The organism is Dyella sp. 01N448 (assembly GCF_056399225.1).
This window is the reverse complement of record NZ_JBFTQX010000003.1, coordinates 884,681-896,915: the sequence shown is the minus strand read 5'-3', so window position 1 is coordinate 896,915 and position 12,235 is coordinate 884,681. Positions and strand designations below refer to the sequence as shown.

Genomic DNA, 12,235 nt, shown 5'->3' with positions numbered 1-12,235 from the left:
TGGAACAGATGATACGTGCGTCGGACCGCCGGGGCAACCCCGCGCCGCGACGGCCACAAACAGGGCCCTGGACACCCCTCCGGCCGGCAACATCTTGCGGAAGGCCGCCGCGGTTTCGCTCGCCCGGAGCGGCTTCCGGGCCAATTGACGCCCTCTGTAGCTGACTCGGACGCAACCCTGCCCCGACCACCGCACTCGCCACCCGGCCCGATCTGCGCTAAATTAGATAGGTAGCCTATCTATCCACCCAGCCAAGCCGCCCATGAGCCAGAAGCCGTCCACCGAAGGCGATGCCCGCGAACTGGCCGAGCAGTTGCGACCGGCACTGCGCCGGCTCTTTCGCCAGCTGCGCCGCCACTCGGATCACCAGGACATCTCGCTGGTACAACTCCCCTTGCTGCTGCACGTCTTGGAGAACCCGGGCATCGGCGTGGGCGAACTGGCCCAGCTGGAAGGCCTGCGCAGCCCCACCATGACCGGGCATATCAACAGCATGGTGGCCGCCGGCCTGGTGAAGCGCACCGAGCCTGCCGACGGCGACCGGCGGCGTGTGGGCCTGGTGGCCACGGCGCATGGTCGTGCCGTGATCGAGGCCAAGCGCCGGCGCCGCACCGACCAGCTCACCAAGGCGCTGCTGCAGCTCCCGCCCTCGTCACGCGCTGCGCTTTGGGCCGCGCTTCCCGCCTTGAACGACATCGAATTGAACGACATCGACGCATGAGCACTCCCAGCGCCACTCTCGCGGCATCCACGGACACCATCCATCCCGCCACCGAGCACGAGATCCGCCGCGTCTTTGCCGGCCTGGTGATCGTGCTTGCGCTGGGCGCGATCGATCAAAGCATTGTCGCCACTGCCCTTCCCCGCATCGTGAGTGACCTGGGCGGCATGAGCCATCTGTCGTGGGTGGTCACCTCGTACATCCTCGCGTCCACGGCCACTATGCCGCTGTACGGCAAGCTGAGCGATCAATACGGCCGCAAGCCGGTGCTCTACTTCGCCATCTTCATGTTCCTGTTCGGCTCCGTGCTGTGCGGCGCAGCGAACAACCTGCTCGAACTGATCGTGTTCCGCGCCATCCAGGGCGTGGGCGCCGGCGGCCTGCTGCCGTTGGCGCAGATCATTATTGGCGACATGGTGCCGCCCACACAGCGCGGCAAACGACAAGGCGTGGTGGCCGGCATCTTTGCGCTGTGCAGCGTGGTAGGCCCGGTGCTGGGCGGCGTCATCACCGACCTGCTGTCCTGGCACTGGATCTTCTTCGTCAATCTGCCCGTGGGCGCGGTGGCGTTCGTGATCATCAGCCGCACACTGAGGCAATACACGCCGCTGCATGCGCGACGCATCGACTATCTCGGCTCCTTGCTGATGACGAGTTGCACGGTCGCGCTCCTGCTGGTGCTCACGCTGGGCGGCGGCCAATGGCCGTGGACGTCGACGCCGATCATGACGCTCAGCGCCTTCGCGCTGGCCACCGGCGTGATGTTCGTGCGGCACGTGAAGCGCGAACCCGAACCGGTATTGCCGCTGGACCTGTTCCACAATCGCCTGTTCGTGATCGCCAGCCTGGTGATGGCGCTGACCTTCATGGGGTTGATGGGCGCGAGCCTGTTCTTCCCGCTGTTCTTCCAGCTGGTGATGGGCGTGAGCCCGGCAACCTCCGGGCTGCTCACCGGGCCGATGATGATAGGTATCGCGCTCTCTTCACTGTTCAATGGACGCGTGCTGATGCGCGCAGGGCGCTACAAGCCCACCGTGGTGGCAGGACTCGCGCTGGCGACGCTGGCGTTCGGTGTGCTGGCGTGGAGCGCGGCCACCGCGCAAAGCCTGGCGATCATCGAGCCCTCCATCTTTGCGCTGGGATTGGGTCTGGGCCTGGTGATGCCGAACGTGACGATTGCGGTGCAGAGCGCCCTGGCGCAGATTCATCGCGGCGTTGGCACGGCCACGCTCACCTTCTTCCGTTCGCTCGGCGGCCTGGTTGGCGTGGCGGGATCGGGCGCCATCCTCGCCTGGCAGCTGCGCAGCCACGGCAGTGCAGCGGCGCCGGTCGTGAGCATGACGCCCGAGGGCGGCGGCATGGCGGACCATGCGTTGCTGCATCAGGTTACCGATGCCGCGGTGCAAATGTATCGCCATGCGATTGCCTCCACCTTCACCTTGGGCGCGTGCATCGTGGCGTGCGCCTTCGTGCTGATCCTGCTGCTGCCGGAGGTGCCGTTGAGCGATCATCATCACCGGGCGCCCACTCCTGCCGCCGACTAAAGGAACCGCATGATCGCTTCGCGGCAAAACACATCGCTGGCGCTATCGGCCGGATGGATAGCTTTCGTCGTGATCGCGTTCGCGATGGCGGCTGGCGTGCTGCAAGTGACGCGCACGGACCTCGATCCAGTCGCCATGCCATTGAGCGCGTATCTGCGTGGCGCAGGCGGCGGCTGGCTGCGTGGCGCTTACTATCTGATGGCGAGTGCGCTGGCGTGCCTCGCGTGGTCGAGCTTCCAAGCCACGCGCGCAGACCTGCGCAGCGGCCTGGCGAGCACCCTCTTCCTTCTCGCCGCACTGGCGCTGCCGGTGGTCGCAGGGACGGTGCTGTACGAGCACACGCCCAGGGAAGATCTCGCGCGCCTCATCCATGGTCAAGCAGCGCAAACCACCTTCCTGTGCCTTGTGGTCGCCATGCTGGTGCTGTCGACACGCTGGCTGCGCGATGCGCATATGCGAAACGGTCGATATCTCGGCGTTGCGCTGGCATGGCTTTCTTTCGTGCAGATGTGGGTCTTGGCGCTGTGGAAAGGATTGCCGCCAGGACTCACGCAGAAGGCGCTGATCGTGTTGATACTGCTGTGGCTTGCCTGGGTGGCGCGGCAATTGTGGCGGGTGAGCTCGTCGCTGGATTGAGTCGCGCACAGGGTGCGCTCCCACAGAGGTTCGGCCAGCCCTGTGGGAGCGCACCCTGTGCGCGACTCAATCCGCCCAAACCCACCCAAAAAAAAAGGCCGCCTGAGCGACCCTTTCTTTAGACGCTTACTTGGCAAACACCCGCTGCCGCACCAACTCGCAAATCGTGCGGACATCGCCATCCATCGCCCGGTCGCGCGGCATGAAATCAATGCGTCGACGCAAGGCATCGTGAGCCTTGCGCACAGCTTCTCCCGCATGGAAATCACCGACATTGGTCAGCGCCGCGGTGAGTTGCTGCACCTCTTCCACGAACTGCGCGTAATGCGCATGATCTTCGCGCGGCGCGTTGGCCACCTTGCCGGCCAGGGCCTGCCAGTCGCCACGCGAAGCAAGACGGCGCGCGGCGTTGAGCATGGCCTGGCGGAAATCCAGCGCCTGGGCGGCGGTGTACAGCTCCATCGCCAGCACATAGCCGAGATCTTCCATCATCTCGAGCACGTGACGCGCTTCATTGGCGCCCATCGACACGTGATCTTCCGCATTCGCGCTGGTCGGTACGGAGTACACGCTGGCCGGATGCGCGCGCGTGGCCAGATCGTTCACCAGTGCGGCGGCGGTGTACTGCACGATCATGAAGCCGGAATCGGTGCCATCCTCGTTGCCGGTAAGAAACGCCGGCAGACCATCATTGGTGGCCGGGTCGACCAGCTTGTTGAGGCGACGCTCGGAGATCGAAGCGAGCACCGGGATGGCCGCCTTCACATAGCTCATGGCCAAGGCCAGCGGCATGCCGTGGAAGTGGCCGGCGGAGATCACCTGCTCCTCGATGAACTGGGCGTCCTCGGCATCGGGGAAGATCAGCGGATTGTCGGTGACGGAGTTCAGTTCCACGTCGATCACGCGGCAGGCCTGCGCCCAGGCGTCGCGCACGGCGCCATGCACCTGCGGCATGCAGCGCAGGCAATAGGCGTCCTGCGGCTGGTGCTTCTTGCCGCCCTTGAACGGCAGGAAGCGGGCGTAGAACGCTTCGCGACCATGACGCTGGTTGGCCGGCACCCAGTCCCAGCCGATATCGAAGGTGAGTACCTGATCGGCGGGATCGGCCCACGCCTCGGCCGACCACTGCTTGAAGCGTGGCACCAGGTGATAGGGAATATCGACCAGGGTGCTGCCCGTGAGCAGCTCGCGCACGTGGGCGGCCGCGTCCATCTGGCCCGGATGCGGACGCAGCGCGTGCACTTCCGGACGCAAGGCGCCGCTGCGGCCAGCGAATGCATCCAGCGTCATCGCGGCAGCAAGATCGGCGAGCTCCAGCAAGTGCTCGAGCTCATCGAGCGCGAGCGCTGCAGTCGCCAGCATCTGCGCCGTGCCGTTGTTCAGCGCCAGACCTTCTTTGAAAGACAGGCGGATCGGCGTGAGGCCGGCGCGCTTGAGCGCCTGTGCGCCATCCAGGCGCTCGCCCTGATAGAACGCTTCGCCACCGCCCAGCAACACGATGGCCAGATGCGACAGCGGCGCCAAGTCGCCACTGGCGCCCACCGAACCCTTCTCCGGCACCACCGGCACGACGCCGGCATTGAGCATCGCGGTGAGCGCCTTCAGCGTTTCAACGCGGATGCCCGAATGGCCGCGCATCAGCGTGTTGATGCGGATCACCAGCATGGCGCGCACCACTTCCGGCGCGAACGGCTTGCCGACGCACACTGCATGCGTGGTGATCAGGTTGTGCTGCAGTTCTTCCAGCAGCGTGCCTTCGGGTTTGTCGGGATTGCCACCGGGCAGCTCATCGCGCAGGCGATGCGCGCCCAGCAGCTTGTCGGCATTGCTGCCGAAACCGGTGGTGACGCCATAGGTCGGTTCGCCGCAGCTCACCTTGTCGGCGAGGAAATCGGCCGCGCGCTGCACGCGCTTGAGCTGAGCTTCATCCAGCTCCACGCGCAGCCCCTGTCGGGCTACCGCGACCAGCTGGTCGCGCGTGAGGCTGTTGCCGTCCAGGAGTATCGTCTTTGCGGTCATGCTTGGCTCCAGCCCGGACGGGCCTTGAAGTCTATGTCAGCCGCCGCGCCTGGCGGCTGCGGCGGCATCTGATGAAAGCGAACCGCGCTCAGGCGCCGATTTCGGCCTGCGCCAGTTCCACGCGCAAAGTCTTGATGAGATCGGCGCGGGCCACTTCAAACTGGTCTTCGCGACGCAGATCCTTGACCGTCACCACGCCCTTGGCCAGCTCGTCTTCGCCCAGCACGATCACAAAGCGGATGCCGGCGCGATCGGCGTACTTGAATTGCTTGCCGAGCTTGCCGCCATCGAGCACCACTTCGGTGGCGATGCCGGCGCCGCGCAGTTCGCTGGCCACCGCCAGATAAGCCGGCAGCTGCGCCGGATCCATCTGGGTCACCAGCACATCGACCGTGCTGCGCGCGGTGCCGATCAGCCCTGCATCACGCAGCTGCCAATACAGGCGGGTGAGACCGATGGAAATGCCCACGCCCGGCAGGTGCGACTTGGTGTACTGGCCGGCGAGGTTTTCGTAGCGGCCACCGGAGCAGACCGAACCGATCTGCGGATGATCGTTGAGCGTCGTCTCGTAGACGGTACCGGTGTAATAGTCCAGGCCGCGCGCGATCGACAGATTCAAGGCGTAATGCGATTCCGGCACGCCGAACGCATGGATCAGCAGCAGCACTTCCTTCAGCTCGGCGCGGCCCTGCTCCATCGTTTCAGGACCAGGGCCGAGTGCGTCGAGCTTGTCCAACGCGTCCTGCAGCGAGGTGGAACGCACCTGCACGAAGTCGAGGATCTTTTGCGCGGTCTCGGCACTCAGCCCGAACGGCTCGGCGATCAGCGTGTCGCGCACGTAATCGGCGCCGCGCTTGTCGAGCTTGTCCACTTCGCGCAGCACAAGGGTCTGCTGTTCGCCATCGACCACGCCCAGGCTTTCGAAAAAGCCGCGCATCAGCTTGCGGTTGTTGAGCTGGATGGTGAACGCGCCGACGTTCAGTTCGCGGAACACGCTGTAGATCACCGCGGGCAGCTCGGCGTCGTAACGCACCGACAGGCTGTCCTTGCCGATCACGTCGATGTCGCACTGGTAGAACTCGCGGAAGCGGCCACGCTGGGCACGCTCGCCGCGGTAGACGCGCTGCATCTGGTAGCGGCGGAACGGGAACGACAGATCGCGCTCGTGCTCGGCCACATAGCGCGCCAGCGGCACGGTGAGGTCGAAGCGCAGGGCCAGTTCGGGTACGCCCTCGCCCTTGTCGGCGTTGTTCAAGGCGCCGGTGGACTGCACGAAATACACCTGGCGCTCGGTCTCACCGCCCGTCTTGGTGAGCAGCACGTCGGAGAACTCCATCACCGGCGTTTCCACCGGCAGAAAACCGAAGCGCTCATAGTTGCGGCGGATCACGTCGAGCATGCGCTGGAACACGATCTGGTCGAGCGGCAGCAGCTCGAGCACGCCGGGCATGGTGCGGGCCTGGGTAAGCGCCATGAAGTCCTCTGCTTAGCGGTGTGAAAAACGTCGGCAAACGCCGGTTGGCAACCTGTCCGACAGAGCCGCATAGATTAGCAGAAGGCCGCCCCAAGACCCTGCTCAATCGCCCTGCGACGCGCCGACCGACGTTTGTGACGAAAATTTTCCGTGCAACTGTTGCCAAGCCTCCGAGGTGTCATTAAGATACGCGGCTCCCACGGGGTGTAGCTCAGCCTGGTAGAGCGCTACGTTCKGGACGTAGAAGTCGCATGTTCGAATCATGTCACCCCGACCAAAATTCGATGAAAAAGCCGGCCCAGTGCCGGCTTTTTTATTGCCCGCCCGGCGTAGCGCGCTCAGCCGCTCGCATCCGCACCGGCCAAGCTCAGGATTGCAGCGCAAGCTCGGTGAGGCGATCGAGCTCTTCCTCATCGAAACCCGCTTCCAACCGCGCCGGCCGGTTGAACGGGCCGCGCAGGGTGGGACCCATATAGTCGCGCAGCAGGTCGAGGAAGGTCTCGCGCGGCTCCAGCCCGTCGCGTTCGCAGCAGTGGCGGAACCAGCGTGTGCCTGCCGCCACGTGGGCCACTTCCTCGCGCAGGATCACTTCGAGTATGGCTACGGTGCGATCGTCGCCCACCGAGCGCAGGCGCTCGATCATGCTCGGCGTCACGTCCAGACCACGTGCCTCCAGCACGCGCGGCACCAGCGCCATGCGCGCGGTGTCGTGGTGGGCGGTTTTTTCGGCCATTTCCCACAGGCCGTTGTGCGCGTCGAAGTCGCCATAGGCGTGGCCTAGCTCGGCCAGTCGGCCAGACAACAGCGTGAAGTGGCGTGCTTCGTCGTTCGCGCAGCTGGCCCAGTCGCGGTAGTAGGCCGACGGCTTGCCGCGAAAGCGGTAGACAGCATCCCAGGCGAGATTGATCGCGTTGAATTCGATATGCGCGACGGCGTGTACCAGCGCGGCGCGCCCCTCGTTGGAACCGAGGCCGCGGTGCGGCACTTGTCGTTGCGGTACCAGGCGGGGCAACTCGGGCCGGCCTGGCGCGCCGATCGGCTCGGGCGCGGGCGATGCGTCATCGGGGCGCAATTCGCCGGCGAGGAACGCTTCCCAGGTGGCGTGTGTTAGGCGCAGCTTTTCCGCGGGATCGGTGGCGTCGAGGCAGCGCTTGGCGGCAGCGTGGAGGTCGGTCATCGCTATGACTTTACTGTGGGAGCGCACCCTGTGCGCGACATGCGACACGTTGCGTCGAGGCAGTCGCGCACAGGGTGCGCTCCCACAGGGGTAGCAGAGGCAGACCGTACTTACGCGCTGCGGCGAGCCGCCTTGGCGTCGTCCGAGCGCAGCATTTCGATCTGCTGCAGATACTGCTTGTCCAGGCCGGTGACGTATTCGCCGGAGAAGCACGAGGTGTCGAAGTGCTTGAGGTTCTCGTTGCCGTCCTGCACGGCCCACACCAGGTCCTTCAGATCCTGGTAGATCAGCCAGTCGGCGCCGAGCACCTTCTCCACTTCCTTCTCCGAATGACCGGAAGCCACCAGCTCGGACGCGGCCGGCATGTCGATGCCGTACACGTTCGGGTAGCGCACCGGCGGTGCGGCGGAGGCGAAGTACACGTTGCGCGCGCCGGCCTCGCGGGCCATCTGGATGATCTGGCGCGAAGTGGTGCCGCGCACGATGGAGTCGTCCACCAGCAGCACGTTCTTCTTGCGGAATTCCAGCTCGACCGGATTGAGCTTGCGGCGCACGGATTTCACGCGCTCGCCCTGCCCCGGCATGATGAAGGTGCGGCCGATATAGCGATTCTTGACGAAGCCCTCGCGGAACGGCACGCCCAGCGCTTCGGCCAGGGCGGAAGCCGCGGTGCGCGCGGTGTCGGGGATCGGGATCACTGCCTCGATGCCGTGGTCCGGGCGCTCGCGCAGGATTTTCTCCGCCAGCTTCTGGCCCATGCGAAGGCGCGCCTTGTACACCGACACGTTCTCGATCATCGAGTCCGGACGGGCGAGATACACGTATTCGAAGATGCACGGCGCGTGCGTGGCGCCTTCGGAGCAATGGCGCGCATGCAGCTGGCCATCGTCGGTGATGATGACGGCTTCGCCCGGGTCCAGGTCGCGCAGACGCTTGAAGCCCAGGATATCCAGCGCCACCGACTCGGACGCCACGGCGTATTCGCGGCCTTCCGGCGTCACGCGCTCGCCCAGCACCAACGGACGGATGCCGTTCGGATCACGGAACGCCAGCAGGCCGTAACCCAGCACCAGGGCGATGCACGCATAACCACCAGCTGCGCGCTGATGCACGCCGGCTACCGCCTTGAAGATGTGGTCGGGCGTGAGCGCCATCCGATCCTGGATCTGCAGCTCGTGCGCCAGCACGTTGAGCAGCACTTCGGAATCGGAGTCGGTGTTGATGTGGCGGCGGTCGTCTTCGAACATCTCGCGACGCAGCTGTTCGGTGTTGACCAGGTTGCCGTTGTGGGCGAACGCGATGCCGTAAGGCGAGTTCACATAGAACGGCTGCGCCTCGGCCGAGCCTTCGGAACCGGCCGTGGGATAGCGGCAATGACCGATGCCGATGCGGCCACGCAGGCCGCTCATCGAGGTCTGGTTGAACACGTCGCGCACCAGGCCGTTGCCCTTGTGCAGGCGCAGGCGCGCGCCATCCACCGTGGCGATGCCGGCGGCGTCCTGGCCACGGTGCTGCAACACGGTCAAACCGTCATAAAGTGACGCGGCGACCTCACTGGTGCCGACGATGCCGATGATTCCGCACATGGTTTGAAAGCCTGTATTAGAAAGTCGCTGCCGGAGCGGCCGTGGTTGCGGTCGCGGGATGGGTTTCATGTCCAGTCGCTGGCGAAGCGCCTGGCATGCCCGCTGGCAAGGCGGGTAAATGGTCTAGCAGGGGCTGCGGATTGAGGTAGTGACGGACGTTGTCCGGCACGCGCTCACCCAGCCACGCAGCCATTCCCTTGAACTGCGGCAATAACACCGAATCGTGCCACCAAGGATCGCGCGTGAACGCGGTAAACCCGAGCAGGAACACCGCCAGCGTCACCAGCAGCACGCCGCGCACGAAACCAAACACCATGCCAAGCAGGCGGTCGGTGCCGGACAACCCGGTACTTTCCACCAGCTTGCTCACCAGGAAGCGCAGCAGCGCACCCACGATCAGCACCACGATGAAACAAAGGCCGTAGCCCACCAGGATCCGCGCCGACGGCAGCTGGATACTGTGTTCGAAATACGCCGCCACGCTGGGCCCGTAGGTCCAGGCCACCCAGAACGCGACGATCCAGATGGCCAGCGCCAACACCTCGGAAATGAGGCCGCGCCACAGGCCAATCAAGACCGAGACGCCCAGTACGGCAAGAATGATGTAATCGGCCCAATTCACCGGGTCACCTTACCGTCGCTGGTTCAGGTTGAAGTTCACGGAGCGGTGACGACGTTGCCGTCCACGCCCAGCTTGCTTTTGATCTGGTCACGCACGCGCACGGCATCGGCGCGCTGGGTCTGCGGACCCGCACGCACGCGCCACAGCTGCTTGCCGTTGGCATTGACCGTATCCACGTAACCATCGAAGCCGTTGGCGCGCAGCTTGTCGCGCAGCGCATTGGCGTCGTTCTGGCTGCCCATGGCGGCCACCTGCACGGCCCAGCCGCCGGGATGCGATGCGGGCGCCGCTGCCGTATTGGCCGCAGGCGTTGCCGGCTTGGCTGCCGGTGCATCGTCCTGGGTGGGCGTGGAGGCGCTGCCTTCCAGGCGTGCCGGCGCTCCCGGGATGGTCTGGGTGATCTTCAGGCGTGCCGCTTCGGCGGCGGCGCGGGATTCGAACGGACCGGCCGTCACCATCGTCAGCTGCTTGCCGCCCTGATTGATGGAGCGACCCGAAGCCGGGTAACCCAAACCGCGCACGCGCTGGATCAGGCTCTGGGCGCTGGCGCTGGACGCATAGGCGCTGAGATTGAGCGAATACGCACCGTGCGCGGCAGTCGCCGGCGGCATGGCCGGTTCCTGCTGGGCAGGAATGGCGGCCGGCGTGGTGGCCTTGCCGGCCGTGGTGGTGGCCGAACCCGTCACGCCGGTCGCGGCCTTGCCCTGCACCGGGATCACCGGCTGGGAGGCGCTGGAGCCCGGGCGCGTCACGGTGGTGGGTTCAGGCTTCTGGCCGGCGGTGGGGTCGGTTTCCACGTCCTTGGGACGGTTGGAACCGATATTCACCGTCGCCAGCTGATCAGACGAGCCCACCGGGGTGGCCGTGGCCGCCGGTGCCGGCACGACCGGCTTGGGCGCCGCCGCTGCCGTGGAAGCGGGAGCCGCGCCCGGCGTCAGGCTCATGGTCTTGGTCTGCAGGTCGCGATCGGGTGCCGGCGGGATCGCCAGGCTCACCGATTCGTCGCCACTGGTGGTCGGCGGGTTGCTGGAGATGAACATCGGCACAAACAGCACAGCCAACGCGATGAGAACGGCAGCTCCCAGCAGACGTGTTTTCAAGACGGGCTCCAAGCGGGCGGGGAAGCGAGAACGGGGCGATTATAGCCGGGCCAGCTGCCGCTCATGCCGAATCGGCCCCACCCGATTCAGCAAGCACCGCCGCCGCGACGAAAAACGAGCCGAAAGCGAGCACGCATTCGCCGGGCCTGGCTGAAGATCGCGCCGCCTTCAGTGCAGTGCCGACGTCGGCATGGACCTCATAGCCAGCACCGGGCAGCACAGCCGTCAGCTGCTCGGCCAGCGCTTCGGCAGTCAGTCCGCGCGGCGAGTCCTGAGCCAGCCCGGCCAGATGCCAGTGCGCGATGCGCGTGCCCAGCGCGCCGATCACGCCGGCCACATCCTTGTCGGACAGAGCGCCATAGACGGCATGCACACGGATGCCGGGACGCGCATCCAGCCACTCGGCCAACGCACGTGCCGCCTGCGGGTTGTGGCCCACGTCCACCACCAGGGCGGGATCGCCTGCCAGCACCTGCAGTCGCGCCGCTACCTGGGCGGTCCGCACGCCGATCGCGGCGGCAAGCGCGAGATCCTTCGTCGCCAGCACCGCATCTTGTTGTTGCAAGCCGTACAGCGCGGCAATGGCTGCAGCCGCATTCGCGTATTGCACGGGTGCGGCCAGCGCGGGATCGGGCAGCGTCCACGTCGTGCCATCGCGATGACGCCACTGCCAGCCGGACGATAGTCGCTCCACGCTGAATTCCACGCCGGCTCGCTCGACGTTTGCGCCGATACGTTCCAGCGCCTGCAGCAGACCCGACGGCGGATCGGCTTCACCGACTACGGCCAGGCGCCCCGCCCGCGCAATGCCCGCCTTTTCCCCGCCGATGCTGTCGCGGTCCGGGCCCAGCCAATCCATGTGATCGAGATCGACCGTGGTGATCACGGCCACGTCGGCGTCGATGATGTTCACCGCATCAAGTCGGCCACCCAGACCGACTTCGAGCACCGCTAGGTCCAGGCCGGCGCGCGCAAACAGATCCAGTGCGGCCAGCGTGCCGAACTCGAAATAGGTCAGCAAGATTTCGCCGCGCGCCGCCTCGATGCGCTCGAAACTGGCGACCAGGGCTTCGTCGTGCGCTTCATGTCCGTCGATGCGGATGCGTTCGTTGTAGCGCAGCAGATGCGGCGAGGTGTAACAGCCCACGCGCTGGCCCGCGGCGCTCAGCATGGCCTCGAGCATCGCGACGGTGGAGCCCTTGCCGTTGGTGCCGCCCACCGTGATGACGCGGCGCGCCGGCGCAGGAGCGCCCATGCGTTCCCATACGGCGCGCACGCGATCGAGGCCCAGCTCGATGCTGCGCACATTTACGCGTTCCTGGTAGGACAGCCATTCGTCGAGAGTGCGGGTCATAG

10 protein-coding genes and 1 tRNA gene are annotated in these 12,235 nt (G+C 65.9%); 4 read left to right on the top strand and 7 right to left on the bottom strand.

Annotated features, from left to right (window positions below; translation table 11 throughout):
- The first annotated feature begins 262 nt into the window (after positions 1–262).
- From AC1DKY_RS08265 to AC1DKY_RS08255, 3 genes are read left to right on the top strand one after another with little or no spacing between them, the layout of a single operon-like run.
- The gene (locus AC1DKY_RS08265; RefSeq protein WP_441603399.1) at positions 263–721 is read left to right on the top strand and encodes a MarR family winged helix-turn-helix transcriptional regulator; all 459 of its coding nucleotides are present in this window, start codon (positions 263–265) and stop codon (positions 719–721) included.
- On the top strand, positions 718–2,265 hold the full coding sequence (locus tag AC1DKY_RS08260; RefSeq protein WP_477177878.1) for an MDR family MFS transporter: 1,548 nt from the start codon (positions 718–720) through the stop codon (positions 2,263–2,265). Before AC1DKY_RS08265 ends, AC1DKY_RS08260 begins: the two co-directional genes overlap by 4 nt.
- A 9-nt stretch (positions 2,266–2,274) precedes the next feature.
- Positions 2,275–2,901, top strand: coding sequence for a DUF998 domain-containing protein (locus AC1DKY_RS08255; RefSeq protein WP_441603401.1), 627 nt, complete (start codon positions 2,275–2,277; stop codon positions 2,899–2,901).
- Between the two features lie 126 nt (positions 2,902–3,027).
- On the opposite strand, the gene AC1DKY_RS08250 is transcribed toward AC1DKY_RS08255, so the two are convergent.
- Together AC1DKY_RS08250 and hisS are read right to left on the bottom strand one after the other, a co-directional pair.
- Complete coding sequence (locus tag AC1DKY_RS08250) at positions 3,028–4,920, bottom strand: HAL/PAL/TAL family ammonia-lyase (protein ID WP_441603402.1); 1,893 nt, start codon at positions 4,918–4,920, stop codon at positions 3,028–3,030.
- An 88-nt stretch (positions 4,921–5,008) separates the two neighbouring features.
- Complete coding sequence (gene hisS / locus AC1DKY_RS08245; RefSeq protein WP_441603403.1) at positions 5,009–6,394, bottom strand: histidine--tRNA ligase; 1,386 nt, start codon at positions 6,392–6,394, stop codon at positions 5,009–5,011.
- A 200-nt stretch (positions 6,395–6,594) separates the two neighbouring features.
- On the opposite strand from hisS, the gene AC1DKY_RS08240 reads away from it, so the two are divergent.
- Positions 6,595–6,671, top strand: a tRNA-OTHER gene (locus AC1DKY_RS08240).
- A 90-nt stretch (positions 6,672–6,761) separates the two neighbouring features.
- Here AC1DKY_RS08240 and AC1DKY_RS08235 read toward each other — a convergent pair.
- The 5 genes from AC1DKY_RS08235 to folC form a co-directional block, all read right to left on the bottom strand.
- The gene (locus tag AC1DKY_RS08235) at positions 6,762–7,571 is read right to left on the bottom strand and encodes a ferritin-like domain-containing protein (RefSeq protein ID WP_441603404.1); all 810 of its coding nucleotides are present in this window, start codon (positions 7,569–7,571) and stop codon (positions 6,762–6,764) included.
- 110 nt (positions 7,572–7,681) lie between these two features.
- Positions 7,682–9,157: an amidophosphoribosyltransferase gene (purF, locus tag AC1DKY_RS08230; protein WP_046971130.1), complete on the bottom strand. Its 1,476-nt coding sequence runs from the start codon at positions 9,155–9,157 to the stop codon at positions 7,682–7,684.
- Between the two features lie 16 nt (positions 9,158–9,173).
- On the bottom strand, positions 9,174–9,779 hold the full coding sequence (locus tag AC1DKY_RS08225; protein ID WP_441603405.1) for a CvpA family protein: 606 nt from the start codon (positions 9,777–9,779) through the stop codon (positions 9,174–9,176).
- 35 nt (positions 9,780–9,814) lie between these two features.
- Positions 9,815–10,879 (bottom strand): SPOR domain-containing protein, encoded by a 1,065-nt coding sequence (locus AC1DKY_RS08220; protein ID WP_441611061.1) that lies wholly within the window; start codon positions 10,877–10,879, stop codon positions 9,815–9,817.
- Between the two features lie 61 nt (positions 10,880–10,940).
- The gene (gene folC, locus AC1DKY_RS08215; RefSeq protein WP_441603407.1) at positions 10,941–12,233 is read right to left on the bottom strand and encodes a bifunctional tetrahydrofolate synthase/dihydrofolate synthase; all 1,293 of its coding nucleotides are present in this window, start codon (positions 12,231–12,233) and stop codon (positions 10,941–10,943) included.
- Between the last annotated feature and the right edge of the window lie 2 nt (positions 12,234–12,235).